Source organism: Methylobacterium sp. Gmos1 (assembly GCF_053764715.1).
On sequence record NZ_JBSNCC010000006.1, the window covers coordinates 313,604 to 325,652 of the forward strand.

Below are 12,049 nucleotides of genomic sequence, written 5' to 3' on the forward strand. Positions count from 1 at the left end.
AGGATGCTGGGGTTATGGTAAAGGAAGGTTGAAGCGGGGGCGGGTGGCGGCGTCCCGCTTCCGCCTCAGCCCTCGTCGTCCGGCCCGCGGTCCAGAAACAGGGCCTCGATATCCCGTCCACCGTAGAACCCGTTGGTGACGAGCACCCGGTCAGGCTCGACCCGGTATGCGATCACGGCGCTGCGCTCGATGGGCACGGTGCGCAGGCCGGGCTCGAGATCATCGCGTGGCCGCCCGCCATGCGGAGCGTCGCCGATGCGTTTGCACCGGTCCCTGATCCGGCGCACGAAGCCTCTCGCGGTGGTCAGGTTGCGGCAGGCTTGCCAGACCACCTGAAAGATGTCGGCCAGGTCGACCAGGCTTCCGGTTGAAGCTCGACGCGCAGCCTACGCACGTCCGGCGTCTCTCTCGGCCGTCTCCGCTTCCGCGAACAGCTCCTCCAGGCGGGCATCGACTTGATCGAGGGTGAGCGCGGGCCGCGGATCGTCCAGCGAGCGGCGGGTGCGGGCGCGGATGGCGTTCAGGCGCTCGGCGCGCTCCTCGCGCTGGCGCTGCCAGAGGCGCACGGCGTCGCGCAGCACCTCGCTCGTGGAGGCGTACTCGCCCGACGCGACGCTCTCGCGCACCGCGCGGAGCTGCTCGGACGTCATGGTGATGCTGATTGTCTCGGCGGCCTGCATGGCGGACCCTCTCCGTGATCGGAGGGAACGGTAGCATGAAATCCGACCCGGATCGCCGGCGCACGGTCGCGCGGGACCCCGCGCCGCCTGTCGCGGCGCGAGGCACCCGTCACCGCTTCGGCGCGTCGCCGCCGCCCGCCGGCCGGCGCATCTCGAAGCGGTTCTCGGATTCGACCGTGAAGTAGTCGAAGTAGCCGCCGCGCATGATCGGCCGCATCGCCCCGGTATCGACCCGGCCGTCGGGCGTGACGAAGCGGTCGTCGATGTACATCGACACGACCTGGCCGATCACCATGAAGTAGGCCGCATCGCCGCCCTCGGCCGGCACGAGCGGGATGGTCTGGAGCCACTTGCATTCGAGGGCGGCGGGCGCGTCAGCGACCCGCGGCGGGCGCACCTTGCGCGAGGGCGCGGTGGCGAGCCCGGCGAAGTCGAACTCGCTCTCGCCGCGCGGCAGCGGCGCCGAGGACTGGTTCATGCCCTCGCGCAGGTCGAAGGTCGCGAGGCTGCAGACGAACTCGCCGCCCTCCTCCGCGAAGGTCAGCGCGTCCTTGCGGCCGAAGGAGGAGAACATCACCATCTCGGGGCTGTCCCCGATCCCGTTGAAGAACGAGTACGGCGCGAGGTTCAGCTGGCCTTCGGCGCTGAGCGCGCTGACCCAGCCGATCGGGCGCGGCGCCACCAGGGCCTTGAACGGGTTGTGCTTCAGGGTGCGGGTCTCGGCGTCGTAGTGCATCGGCGGCCCCGGGGCGTCTGGAGAACGGGCGGCCCGCCGGCGCGGGCCTCGGAGCATTTTCCGACGAAGTGGATACCGGTTCGTCGCAGAAAATGCGGCACGATCAAAGATCTGGAGCGCTGCCGATCGCCGCGCGATCGGGCAGTGCTCCAAGGGTCACCGGTAGAGCATCCCGGGGGCCGGAGGCCAGCCCGCGCCGCGTCAGTACCGCGTCACGATCTCGGCAAGGACCGGCCGCGGCCGGTCGGGCGGCACCTCCCCGGCCCGGCCGACATGGACGAAGCCCGCCAACCGCTCGGCCGGGTCGAGGCCGAGCGCGTCGAGGACCCGGCGGTCGTAGGCCATCCACTCGGTGAGCCAGGCGGTGCGATAGCCGAGCGCGTTGGCCGCCACGATCAGGTTCATGGACGCGGCGCCGGCCGAGAGCACCTGCTCCCAGTCGGGGATCTTCACGTGCGGGCCCGCCCGCGACACCACCGCGATCACGAGCGGCGCCTGGGCAAGCCGCCCGGCCTCGAGGCGCAGGCGCTTCTCGTCGGCCTCCGGGTGGTCGGCGCGGTAGGCGTCCGCCACCACCCGGCCGATGCGCTCCCGGCCCTCGCCCTCGATCACGATGAAGCGCCAGGGGGCGAGCTTGCCGTGGTCGGGCACGCGGGACGCGGCTGCGAGGATCGCGTCCAGCTCCTCGGGCGAGGGGCCGGGGCCGGCGAGCTGGGCCGGCGCGACCGAGCGGCGGGTACGGAGAAGGTCGAGGATTGCGTTCATCTCGGCTTCAGTGGCTTGAGCTATGACGGCGGGGCGGAGACGACAGGCTGCCATCCTGGCGCCCCGATGCTCCCTTTAAGCACCATTCCGCCCCGGACGGCCACGGCCGGGCGCGACGAAGGACGGGCGCCGGGCGAGCCGGGGCCGAGGACGCCGATCGCACCATGACGCGCTTGCCCGCATCCCCCCACCATCCCTGGACCGCCCGGGACTTCTGGCTGGCGCTCGCCGCCGTCCTGCTGTTCTGGGCCGCCGCCGCCGCGGTGTGGCCGCTCCACGGAGCGGTGGTGCCGTGGGATTCCAAGAACCACTTCTACCCGATGCTGCGCTACCTCGGCGCGGCGCTGGCGAACGGCGAATTGCCGCTGTGGAATCCCTACCACTTCGCCGGGCACCCCTCGGTGGCGGATCCGCAATCGCTGCTCTTCACCCCGACGATGCTGCTGTTCGCCTGGCTCGACCCGTCGCCGTCGATGGAACTGTTCGACGCGGTGGTGTTCGCCCACCTGATCCCCGGGGCGGTGGCGACGCTGCTGCTGTTTCGCCGCCGCGGCTGGCACGCCGCCGGCGCGGTCGCGGCCGCGATGGTGTTCGTGCTCGGCGGCTCGGCCTCGGCCCGGCTCCAGCACACCGGCATGATCATCTCCTACGGCTTCGTGCCGCTGGCCTGGTGGCTGCTGGAGGAGGCGCTGGCGCGCCGCTCCTACGCCTTCGGGCTCGCCTTCGCGGTCATCGCCGCCGTGATGACGGTGGGACGCGACCAGGTGGCGTTCCTGTGTGGCCTGAGCCTGATCGGCGTCGCGGTCCACGCGGTGCTCACGGCGCCGGCGCCGCTCGCCTACCTGCGGGCGCGGGTCGGCGTGCTCGCCGTGATGGCAGTGGTCGGCGGCGCGCTGCTCGCCGTGCCCTCGCTCCTCACCATGCAGTTCCTGATGACCTCGACGCGGCCGTCCTTCGGCTACGGCGCGGCGATCATGGGCTCGCTGCCGCCGTCGAGCTTTGCCACCGCGCTGTTTGCCGACGTGTTCGGCTCGCTGCGCTGGACCTACGATTACTGGGGCCCCGACTGGCAGTCGATGGACGGCAACACCTGGACCGACCGGGCGGTGAACTACCTCTTCGCCGGCACCCTGCCGGCTCTGCTGATCCTCTGGCACGGCATCGCCGGCGGGCGACTCGCCGCGCGGGAGATCCGCTACCCGGCCATCGTGCTCGGCGCGGCCACGCTCTACGCGCTCGGGCGCTACACCCCGCTCTTCGCCCCGGTCTTCGATCATTTCCCCGGAGTCGACCTCTACCGCCGGCCCGCGGACGCCACCTTCGTCATCAATATCGGGCTTTCGCTCACCGCCGGCTACCTCGTGCACCGCTACGTGAGCGAGGGCGCGCCGCGGCTGCGGGCCGGCACCGCGGGCCTTGCCCGCGCCGTGCGCTTCGCCCTGCCGGCGACGGCGCTTGCGGCGCTCGGTGGCATCCTGTTCGTGTCCTACGCCTACGCGGCCAAGGCCCACCACCTGCCGGACGCGCTGCGCGACGGCCTGATCGGCAGCGGGATCGCGCTCGCCGCGGTGGTGGCGATGCTGCGGGCGGGCCGCGGCCGGCGGGCGCTCGTCGCCTCCTGCCTCGTGGCCTTGCTCGGGGCGGAGCTGGTCTGGCGCAACGCCGGCAACTCCCTCAACGCCGAGCCGGCGGGCCGCTACGCGGTGTTCCAGAAGCTGCCGCCCGAGCAGCTCCAGGGCCTGACGCTGCTGAAAGCCGAGCTCGACGCCCGCCACGCCAAGGGCGAGCACCCGCGGGTCGAGATCCTCGGCCTCGGCGGCGCCTGGCAGAACGCCTCGATGGTGCTCGGGCTCGAGGACACGATCGGCTACAACCCCCTGCGGCTCGCCGATTACGAGCGTGCGGTCGGTCCCGGCGAGAACGCCGCCGACCCGAACCTGCGCCAGTTCCCCGGCCTGTTCCGCGGCTACCGCTCGCGCCTCGCGAGCCTGCTCGGCCTCGAATACCTCGTCCTCGACCGGCCGGCCGAGCGGCTGCCGAAGCACTTCCCGCAGCTGACCGGCGCCAAGCTCCTCTACGGCTCGGGCGAGATGTGGATCTACCGCCTCGATCCGGCCAAGCCCCGGGCCTATCTCGCCACCCGCCTCGTCCCGGTCGATTCCGAGAGCGTGCTCAACCAGGACGAACTGCCCGAGTTCGAGGGCAGCGAGACGGCGCTCGTCGACCAGGACAGCGTGCCGAAGATCAAGGGCGCGTTCGGCTTGCACGACCCGGCCGCCCCGGTGACCGCGGCGAAGGGCACGGCGACCATTCTCGCCTATCGCCGCAATGTCGTCACCGTGGAGGTCGAGACCGACCGCGACAGCGTGCTGGTGCTGCACGACATCTTCTACCCGGGCTGGCAGGCGCGGGTGGACGGTGAGCGCCGCCCGATCCTGCGCACCAACCTGCTCTTCCGCGGGGTCGAGGTGCCGGCCGGCAGGCACGTGGTCGAGTTCCGGTTCCGGCCGCTCTCGGTCGACAACCTGGTGGCGGCGGCGAGCGAATTGCTGGCGAGGGACGATGACGCGGGCGAGACGGCGGTTCGGTAAGGCCCTGGCGCTCGCGCTCGCGGCAGGTCCTGCACTCCCGGTCCTCGCGCAGGCGCCGGCCCCGCTCCCGGGCGGCGCGCAGGGCGTCGCGCCGCAGGGCGTGACGCAGGGCCCGCCCCCGGCGCCGGCCCCCGCCGAGGCGAGCCTCTCCTTGCGGGCGGTGCTGACCAGCGAGGCCAAGCCCCTGCGCGGCGGCCTGACCTGGCGGATCTACGAGGACCGGCCGGAGGGCGGCAAGCCCGTGGTGCTCGCCCGCTCCGAGGAGGCGCAGCCGACCTTCCGGCTGCCGCCGGGCAGCTACCTCGCCAACGTCACCTACGGCTTCGTCAGCACCTCGAAGCGCGTGACCCTGAACTCGGGGTCCGCGAGCGACCAGCTCACCGTCAATGCCGGGGCGCTGCGCCTCTCCGGCGCAGTCGGCGAGGCGAAGATCGCGGGCAGCCAGCTCGCCTTCGCGGTCTTCGTGCCGATCGGCAACAACCCGGAGGGGCGGCTCGTGCGCGACGGCGTCAAGGCCGGCGAGGTGGTGCGGCTGCCCGAGGGCACCTACCACGTCGTCTCGACCTGGGGCGATTCGAACGCGATCCAGCGCGCCGACCTGAAGGTCGAGAACGGGCGCCTCACCGACGCGACCCTCAACCACCGCGCCGCCACCGTGACCCTGAAGCTCGTCGCCTCCCCCGGCACCGAGGCCTTCGCCGGCACCGCCTTCAGCGTTCTGACGCCGGGCGGCGACACGATCCGCGAGGCGATCGGCGCCTTCCCGCAGGTGACCCTCGCGGAGGGCGAGTACCAGCTGATCGCCCGCCACGACGGCAAGGTCTACACCCAGGACTTCAAGGTCGAGAGCGGCGTCGACCGCGACATCGAGGCGATCGCCAAGGATCCGTAAGCGCCAAGGATCCGTGAGCGCCAAGGATCCGTGAGCGTCGGGATCCGTGGGAATTGCCGGGCGCCGGCGTCGAGACGGCGGCTTTCGGCGAACACGCTAACCACCGGTTAGGCGCGCGACCGACGGGGGGCTGCGCGTAACGGTGACGCGCAAGAGTCTCGCGCAACCGCTTATCGGGATCTTAACCCCGGTGCCGCAACGGTTGGCCGCATGCGCTGCGTGCCTGCTTTCATTCGCGACGAGAAAGGATCGACGGCCGTCGAGTTCGGCCTCGTCGGGATGCTGTTCATCGCCGCCCTCGTGGGCACGATGATCATGGCGCAGATCCTGTATTTCGGCCAGAAGCTCGACTACGCGACCGAGCAGGCGTCGCGCCAGGTCCTCATCGGCAATCCGCAGCAGCAGAGTTCGGCCAGCCTCGCGACCTTCACGCAGGCGCTCTGCGGCTACCTGCCCACGGCGATGTCGTGCAGCAACGTCATCGTCAACCTGTATGTCGTGCCTGAGGGAAACCCGGGCTACTACACCTACGCCAAGTCCGACATGAGCGGCCTGACGGTGCCGCCCCTGACACCGGGCAGCGGCCAGTTCTCCCTCGGCAACCGGGGCGACTACCAGTACCTGCAGGTCGTCTATCCGATCACCCTCCTGCCGCCCTTCATGTCGAGCTGGCTCGACGGCACCACGAGCTACAAGGGCAAGGCGGCCTACCTGCTGATCTCGACCGCCGCCTTCCGCGTCGAGCAGTACTGATGCGGCCCGCGCTCCTCGCCCGGATCCAGCGCTTCCGCCTCGCCGACGACGGGCTCGCCGCCATCGAGCTCGCGCTGATCCTGCCCGTCCTGCTCACGCTGCTGCTCGCGGGCATCCAGGTCGTCGCCTACGTCAACGCGGTGCGCAAGGTCGAGCTGGTGGTCCGGTCGATCAGCCAGATGATCTCGCAGGCGAGACCACCCTCCGACAACAGCACGGTCAACGCCCTGGTGAACAAGGGCGACCTGCATTTCAGCTACGATTCGTCCCTGGTGCTGTTCCCGTACCTGATGAGCGAGGGCAAGCGCCAGGGCAAGCAGTGGTGGCAGGTCATCACGATCAACTACGCCAGCATCCAGTTCAAGGCGAACTCCTCGACCTGCCCGGACCCGGCCGACCAGAGCGCCTGCTACAGCGCCAGCGTGGTGTGGACCAGCACCGGCACGACGCAGCCGACGAGCGGAGCGCTCTACCGGCGCTGCGGCACGGCGCTGATCCCGGCCGACAACACCGCGCCCCCGACCCCGACGACCCTGCCGCGCTCCCTCTACGGCCCCTACACGATGGTGGTGATCGACGCGGTGTTCACCTTCACGCCGACCTTCGGCGCGCGGTACCTGCCCTCGTTCAAAATCGCGCGCTCGGCCTACGTCCAGCCGCGTTACGCCCCGCTGATCGACTACGACCTCAACGGCAACGACGGAATCGCCTCGAAATGTTCCTGAATCGCGCATCCCGCTTCACCACGGCGCTGGCATCGCTGATGCGGGCGCGCGACGGTGGCATCGGCATCATGTTCGGGCTCTGCCTGATCCCGATCATCGGCCTCGTCGGGCTCGGCATCGATTACGGCGTCGCGATCACCAACCGTTCGCGTCTCGACCGGGCGGGGGACGCCGCGGCGCTCGCCGCCGTGGTCACGGCCAAGGCCTACGTCGCCGCCAACTCGTCGCAGAACGGCGTGCTCGACGCCGCCAAGACCGCGGGGGCGGCGCAGGCCGTCAACACCTTCAAGGTCAATGCCGGCGGCGTGCCGCTGTCGAGCGTGACGCTGCCGAATCCGGTCGTCAGCATCTCGGGCCAGACGATCACCGCCACCGTGACCTACACGGCGACGGTCCAGAACAGCTTCGCGAAGCTATTCTCGGTGCCGACCACCACGGTCACCAACACGATCAAGGCCTCGGCCGACCTGCCGAGCTACCTCGACTTCTACCTGATGGTCGACGTGTCGGGCTCGATGGGCCTGCCGTCGACGACGAGCGGCATGACGCAGCTCGCCAACGTCAACAACGACATGTACTCCGACTACCAGCAGGGCTGCCAATTCGCCTGCCATTTCCCGGGCAATTCGGGCTGGGGTCTGGCCGCCGGCAAGATCCAGCTCCGCTCGGACGCGGTGAACAACGCCGTCTGCGCGCTGCTGCAGCGGGCCGCGGCGCCGGCGGTGCCGAACCAGTACCGGATCGGGATCTATCCGTTCATCAACCAGCTCGCGACGCTCGCGAGCCTGACCAGCGACGTGAACGCCTTGAAGACGGCGGCCCAGTGCGGGGCGTCGTGGCCGCTCGCCTTCACCAACCTCCTCGATACCGGCGCGACGCAGCTCAACTCGCCCGGCGATCCCACCACCGGCACCGGCGCGGGCGGCACCCATTTCGAGGTCGCCTTCCCGCAGATGAAGGGCATCGTCACCCTGAACGGCTTCGGCGACGGCTCGACCAGCACGAGCCGCAAGCCGTTCGTGTTCCTCGTCACCGACGGGATGCAGAACGGGCAGCATTTCTTCACCGACTCGAACGGCAAGTACGCCTACCCGGGCAACCCGTCGAAGTTCGCCGGCTACGGCGATGCCTGGTGGGACGGTTCGCAGCCGTCCCAGATCGACGCGAAGAACTGCGACGCCCTGAAGGCCGCCGGCGCGACGATCTCGGTGCTCTACATCCCCTACAATCAGATCGTCTTCACCGACAAGGGCGGCGGCATCGCCTGGGAGAACAACAGGGTCAACGGCTTCAGCCCGACCCTGGCGACCCCGCTCCAGGCCTGCGCCTCCGGGCCGAACTACTTCCGCACCGCGAACTCGCCGGCCGACATCACCGCCGCCCTGAACGCGATGTTCGACCAGGCGCTGAAGCTCGCCCGCCTCACCCAGTAGGCGGATCGGGACGACGCCGCACGCCGGCGAGAAACAACGCCACCGCCGCCCGGCGGCGCGTCTCCTGCGCCGCCGGATCGACCGCGATGCCGTAGAGCGCCTGGCGCGAGGCCTTGCCGAGGACGAGGTTGAGGAAGAGGTCGGCGGCGATCTCCGGATCCTCGACCGCGATCTGCCCTTGCGCGTCGAGCACCGCGAGCAGGTGCGCCACCGCCCGCACGCCGCGCAGCCACCCCTCCTCGTAGGCGAGCCGCGCGAGGTCGGGGAAGCGCAGCGCCTGCGCGGCGATGCAGCGGTTGAGCGCCGCCGCGCCCGGCGCCTGGGCGCGGGCGAGCAGGATCCGGCTCAACGCGTCCAGCACCGCCCCGGCCTCCCGCGGTTCCCGTTCCGCGGCCTGCGCCTCGGCCGCCGCGGAGAGCGGCGCCAGCCACTCGCGGATCCGCTCCTCCAGCACCGCGGCGAACAGGGCGCGCTTGTCGCGGTAGCGGGCGTAGAGCGTCGGCTTGCTCACGCCAGCTCCTTGCGCGACCGCGTCGATCGAGGTCGCGTCGAAGCCGTGCTCCATGAACAGCTGCGTCGCCACGGCGATCAGTCGCGCGTCGCGCCGCGCCGCCGCCTCGCGGGTCGGGCGCCCGGCCCGGCGCTCCGCGTCCTCCGCATCGGCGGGCATCGCCTGGATCATGGCTCGTCTCCTTGCCCGGATTCACCGGTCGGCATAATCCAACGATACCGTATCGTTTCATTACCGGCCAGCCGCGATGCAGCAATCCCCCGCCGAGTCCGCCCCGCCCGTGCTGGCCCGCAAGCGGCGCAAGGGACGGCCGATCCTCGCGCTCGTCCTCCTCGCCGCGTCGTCCGGCGGCGGCGCCTATGGCTGGCACTGGTGGACGGTCGGGCGCTTCCTCGAGACCACCGAGGACGCCTACCTGCAATCCGACAAGGTCACGGTCGCACCGCGCGTCGCCGGCACCATGGCTACGGTGCTCGTCGGCGACAACCAGCCGGTCAAGGCCGGCACGGTACTGGCGCGCCTCGACGACCGCGAGTACCGCGTGGCGCTCAAGCAGGCCGAGGCCGACGTCGAGAAGGCCCGGGCCCAGATCCTCGGCACCGCCGCGGCGATCACGCAGGCCCAGGCGCAGGTCGAGTCGGCACGGGCCGAGATCGAGAACACCGAGGCCGGGCTCGATTTCTCGACCAAGGAGTACGACCGCTACCGCAACCTGCTCCAGACCGGGTCGGGCACGGTGCAGCGCCAGCAGCAGGCCGACGCTGACCTGCGCCAGAAGCGGGCGGCGCGCGACAAGGCGGTGGCCTCGCTCTCCGCCTCGCAGAAGCAGGTCGAGAGCCTGCGGGCGCTGGAAGCCAGCGCCCGGGCGACCCTGGAGGGGGCGCAGGCCAAGATCGAGCAGGCGCGCCTCAATCTCAGCTACGCGACGATCACCGCCCCGGTCGACGGCACGGTCGGCGACCGCTCGCTGCGGGTCGGTCAGTTCGTCTCCGCCGGCACCGGGCTCCTCACCCTGGTGCCGATGGGACGCGACATCTACCTCGTGGCGAACTTCAAGGAGACCCAGACCGGCGCCATGACCATCGGCCAGCCGGTCACCTTCACGGTCGACGCGCTCGGCGAGCACGAATTCGGCGGCCGGATCGAGAGCTTCTCCCCCGGCACCGGCGCCCAGTTCGCCCTGCTGCCGCCGGAGAACGCCACCGGCAACTTCACCAAGGTGGTGCAGCGGGTGCCGGTGCGGATCGCGCTCGACGCCGACGATCCCCTGCTCTCCCGCCTGCGCCCGGGCCTCTCGGTCGAGGCCACCGTCCACACCCGCGGGGTGATCGAGCCCGGCGAGCGCCGCCCGGCCGCGGCTTTGGTCAGCGAGGCGCTGGCGCGATGACCCCCGACGCCAAGGCGAGCGGGCGCGACTGGCTCGCGGTGTTCGGGGCGATCCTCGGCGCCTTCACGGCGATCCTCGACATCCAGATCACCAACGCCTCGCTCGCCGACATCCAGGGCGCGCTCGGCGCCTCGACGGAGGAAGGCAGCTGGATCTCGACCGCCTACCTGATGGCCGAGATCATCGTGATCCCGCTCACCGGCTGGCTCTCCTCGGTGATCGGGCTGCGGCGCTACCTCGCCGTCAACACCATGCTGTTCACCGGGTTCTCGCTCGCCTGCGCGCTCTCGACGTCCTTAAGCCAGATGATCCTGTTCCGGGCCGGCCAGGGCTTCACCGGCGGGGTACTGATCCCGACTGCGATCGTCATCGTGCGCACCCGCCTGCCGAAGAGCCAGCAGCCGGTCGGCATCGCGCTGTTCGGGCTCACCGCCACCTTCGCGCCGGCGATCGGCCCGACGGTGGGCGGCTGGCTCACCGACAACCTGTCCTGGCACTACATCTTCTACCTGAACCTGATCTTCGGGCCGCTCGCCGCCACGATCCAGCTCGGCGCCTTCGAATCGGTGCCGGCGCGCTGGGGCGAACTCTTGAAAGGCGACTGGATCGGCATCGGCCTGATGGCGACCGGCCTGCCGGCCCTGACCTTCGTGCTGGAGGAAGGCCAGCGCAAGGACTGGTTCGGCTCCCCCGTCATCGTCAAGGCGAGCCTGCTCGCGGTCCTCGGCATCACCGGCTTCATCCTGCGCGAGCTGACGGCCGAGCGGCCCTTCATCAACCTGCGGGTGCTCGCCAACCGCTCGGTCGGCGGTGCCTGCGTGCTGATGACGGTGCTCGGTGCGGTCTCGTTCGGATCGATCTACATCATCCCGGTCTACTGCGCCCAGATCCAGGGCTACAACGCCCAGCAGATCGGCTACGTGGTGATGTGGTCGGGCCTGCCGCAGCTCGTGCTGTTCCCGCTCATGCCGCTGATCATGCGGGCGGTGGACGCGCGGCTCCTGGTCGTCACCGGCACGCTGTTCTTCATCGCGAGCTGCTGGATCAACGTGGGACTGACCCACGACGTCGGCGCCGACCAGCTGATCCTGCCGCAGCTGATGCGGGCGATCGGCCAGCCGCTCTTCACCATCCCGCTGTCGCAGCTCTCGACCGCGGGGCTCGCGCCCCGCGACACCGCCGACGCCTCGGCGCTCTCGAACATGATGCGCAACCTCGGCGGCTCGATCGGCATCGCCATGCTGTCGACGATGATCGAGCGGCGCGAGCACATGCACTTCTCGGTGCTCGCCGAGGCGATCACCGTCAATGCGAGCCGGACGCAGGCGCGGCTCGCGACCCTGGCGGCGGGCCTGCACGGCCACGTCGCCGACCCGCTCGCCGCCAAGGTTGCGGCGATCGGGATGCTGGCGCAACAGGTACGGCGCGAGGCCTACGTGATGGCCTATGCCGACGGGTTCTGGCTCGTGGGGGTGAGCCTGGTGCTGAGCCTGGCGGTAGTCGCGGTGCTGAAGAAGCCGCCGCGGGTGGCGGGGCCGGTCGAGGCGCACTGAGTTCGTCGCGGTCACGCGCCGTC

At 70.7% G+C, this 12,049-nt stretch carries 12 protein-coding genes; 7 read left to right on the forward strand and 5 right to left on the reverse strand.

The window, feature by feature from the left end:
• Nucleotides 1-65: 65 nt before the first annotated feature.
• The 4 genes from ACS5PV_RS15265 to ACS5PV_RS15280 all read right to left on the reverse strand — a co-directional run bounded on the left by ACS5PV_RS15265 (nucleotide 66) and on the right by ACS5PV_RS15280 (nucleotide 2,181).
• On the reverse strand, nucleotides 66-332 hold the full coding sequence (locus tag ACS5PV_RS15265; protein ID WP_455396177.1) for a type II toxin-antitoxin system RelE/ParE family toxin: 267 nt from the start codon (nucleotides 330-332) through the stop codon (nucleotides 66-68).
• A 54-nt stretch (nucleotides 333-386) separates the two neighbouring features.
• A complete protein-coding gene (locus tag ACS5PV_RS15270) occupies nucleotides 387-680 on the reverse strand; it encodes a ribbon-helix-helix domain-containing protein (RefSeq protein WP_455396178.1) in 294 nt (97 codons plus the stop codon).
• 109 nt (nucleotides 681-789) lie between these two features.
• Entirely contained in the window at nucleotides 790-1,416 is a 627-nt protein-coding gene (locus ACS5PV_RS15275; protein ID WP_455396179.1) for a flavin reductase family protein, read from the reverse strand.
• 201 nt (nucleotides 1,417-1,617) lie between these two features.
• The gene (locus tag ACS5PV_RS15280) at nucleotides 1,618-2,181 is read right to left on the reverse strand and encodes a nitroreductase family protein (protein ID WP_455396180.1); all 564 of its coding nucleotides are present in this window, start codon (nucleotides 2,179-2,181) and stop codon (nucleotides 1,618-1,620) included.
• A gap of 164 nt (nucleotides 2,182-2,345) precedes the next feature.
• Between ACS5PV_RS15280 and ACS5PV_RS15285 the strand changes: the two genes are divergently transcribed.
• From ACS5PV_RS15285 to ACS5PV_RS15305, 5 genes are all read left to right on the forward strand, one after another.
• Nucleotides 2,346-4,772: a YfhO family protein gene (locus ACS5PV_RS15285; RefSeq protein ID WP_455396181.1), complete on the forward strand. Its 2,427-nt coding sequence runs from the start codon at nucleotides 2,346-2,348 to the stop codon at nucleotides 4,770-4,772.
• Nucleotides 4,744-5,664, forward strand: a complete 921-nt coding sequence (locus ACS5PV_RS15290) for a hypothetical protein (RefSeq protein ID WP_455396182.1) — start codon at nucleotides 4,744-4,746, stop codon at nucleotides 5,662-5,664. The genes ACS5PV_RS15285 and ACS5PV_RS15290 overlap by 29 nt, the downstream gene beginning before the upstream one ends.
• 210 nt (nucleotides 5,665-5,874) lie before the next feature.
• Complete coding sequence (locus ACS5PV_RS15295) at nucleotides 5,875-6,417, forward strand: TadE/TadG family type IV pilus assembly protein (protein WP_455396183.1); 543 nt, start codon at nucleotides 5,875-5,877, stop codon at nucleotides 6,415-6,417.
• Nucleotides 6,417-7,142, forward strand: a complete 726-nt coding sequence (locus ACS5PV_RS15300; protein WP_455396184.1) for a TadE/TadG family type IV pilus assembly protein — start codon at nucleotides 6,417-6,419, stop codon at nucleotides 7,140-7,142. Before ACS5PV_RS15295 ends, ACS5PV_RS15300 begins: the two co-directional genes overlap by 1 nt.
• Nucleotides 7,133-8,575, forward strand: a complete 1,443-nt coding sequence (locus tag ACS5PV_RS15305; RefSeq protein ID WP_455396185.1) for a TadE/TadG family type IV pilus assembly protein — start codon at nucleotides 7,133-7,135, stop codon at nucleotides 8,573-8,575. The genes ACS5PV_RS15300 and ACS5PV_RS15305 overlap by 10 nt, the downstream gene beginning before the upstream one ends.
• On the opposite strand, the gene ACS5PV_RS15310 is transcribed toward ACS5PV_RS15305, so the two are convergent.
• Complete coding sequence (locus tag ACS5PV_RS15310; protein ID WP_455396186.1) at nucleotides 8,565-9,257, reverse strand: TetR/AcrR family transcriptional regulator; 693 nt, start codon at nucleotides 9,255-9,257, stop codon at nucleotides 8,565-8,567. The genes ACS5PV_RS15305 and ACS5PV_RS15310 overlap by 11 nt on opposite strands.
• A gap of 76 nt (nucleotides 9,258-9,333) precedes the next feature.
• On the opposite strand from ACS5PV_RS15310, the gene ACS5PV_RS15315 reads away from it, so the two are divergent.
• Both ACS5PV_RS15315 and ACS5PV_RS15320 read left to right on the forward strand, forming a co-directional pair.
• Nucleotides 9,334-10,473 carry an HlyD family secretion protein gene (locus ACS5PV_RS15315; RefSeq protein ID WP_455396187.1) on the forward strand — a complete coding sequence of 380 codons (1,140 nt, stop codon included), beginning with the start codon at nucleotides 9,334-9,336 and terminating at the stop codon, nucleotides 10,471-10,473.
• Nucleotides 10,470-12,026, forward strand: coding sequence for a DHA2 family efflux MFS transporter permease subunit (locus tag ACS5PV_RS15320; RefSeq protein ID WP_455396188.1), 1,557 nt, complete (start codon nucleotides 10,470-10,472; stop codon nucleotides 12,024-12,026). Before ACS5PV_RS15315 ends, ACS5PV_RS15320 begins: the two co-directional genes overlap by 4 nt.
• Nucleotides 12,027-12,049: the final 23 nt, after the last annotated feature.

Bases quoted from the DNA above. Each gene is read 5' to 3' on its own strand.
- ACS5PV_RS15270 (WP_455396178.1), bottom strand. From the start codon at position 680: ATGCAGGCCGCCGAGACAATCAGCATCACCATGACGTCCGAGCAGCTC.
- ACS5PV_RS15275 (WP_455396179.1), bottom strand. From the start codon at position 1,416: ATGCACTACGACGCCGAGACCCGCACCCTGAAGCACAACCCGTTCAAG.
- ACS5PV_RS15295 (WP_455396183.1), top strand. From the start codon at position 5,875: ATGCGCTGCGTGCCTGCTTTCATTCGCGACGAGAAAGGATCGACGGCC.
- ACS5PV_RS15315 (WP_455396187.1), top strand. From the start codon at position 9,334: ATGCAGCAATCCCCCGCCGAGTCCGCCCCGCCCGTGCTGGCCCGCAAG.
- ACS5PV_RS15305 (WP_455396185.1), top strand. From the start codon at position 7,133: ATGTTCCTGAATCGCGCATCCCGCTTCACCACGGCGCTGGCATCGCTG.
- ACS5PV_RS15300 (WP_455396184.1), top strand. From the start codon at position 6,417: ATGCGGCCCGCGCTCCTCGCCCGGATCCAGCGCTTCCGCCTCGCCGAC.
- ACS5PV_RS15320 (WP_455396188.1), top strand. From the start codon at position 10,470: ATGACCCCCGACGCCAAGGCGAGCGGGCGCGACTGGCTCGCGGTGTTC.
- ACS5PV_RS15280 (WP_455396180.1), bottom strand. From the start codon at position 2,181: ATGAACGCAATCCTCGACCTTCTCCGTACCCGCCGCTCGGTCGCGCCG.
- ACS5PV_RS15310 (WP_455396186.1), bottom strand. From the start codon at position 9,257: ATGATCCAGGCGATGCCCGCCGATGCGGAGGACGCGGAGCGCCGGGCC.
- ACS5PV_RS15285 (WP_455396181.1), top strand. From the start codon at position 2,346: ATGACGCGCTTGCCCGCATCCCCCCACCATCCCTGGACCGCCCGGGAC.
- ACS5PV_RS15290 (WP_455396182.1), top strand. From the start codon at position 4,744: ATGACGCGGGCGAGACGGCGGTTCGGTAAGGCCCTGGCGCTCGCGCTC.